Source organism: Sutterella wadsworthensis (assembly GCF_003315195.1).
In the GTDB taxonomy this organism is placed as follows: domain Bacteria; phylum Pseudomonadota; class Gammaproteobacteria; order Burkholderiales; family Burkholderiaceae_F; genus Sutterella; species Sutterella wadsworthensis.
The window spans coordinates 9,236-9,656 of record NZ_QNRV01000050.1; the positions used below are offsets into that span (position 1 = coordinate 9,236).

The 421-nt window shown below is 47.0% G+C and carries 1 tRNA gene; it reads left to right on the plus strand.

The window, feature by feature from the left end:
* Positions 1 to 20 precede the first annotated feature (20 nt).
* A tRNA-Glu gene (locus DES29_RS11875) sits at positions 21 to 96 on the plus strand.
* Positions 97 to 421 lie beyond the last annotated feature (325 nt).

Here is a 421-nt window from a genome sequence, read left to right on the forward strand (position 1 = left end):
TCCTCCACCAAGTTTCTAGGGTCCCTATCGTCTAGAGGCCTAGGACACGACCCTTTCACGGTCGGTACCGGGGTTCGAATCCCCGTGGGGACGCCAATATGACGCCCAAAGCCCGCAGGTGTGTTGCTGCGGGCTTTTTCGTTACTGCCGCATTAATATTTTGCACAAAATAAAGCCGATCTCCCGCACGTACTCGTTCGTGCGGCAAGATCGGCTGCAAGCCCAAACTCCCGGAGACTAGCTCCGGGAGGTCCTGATCTGACGCAAAGTCGACTTATTTATTCTTCCTAATTTCTTGTTTTTATTTAATAAAAACTTGACAAGCTTTTGCTTTATCTTTATCATAGTCTATAGTTATTTAATATAGACAACATCATGTCATCTTCGCCAAAACCCTGGTCTTTCTCTACGTACACGGATG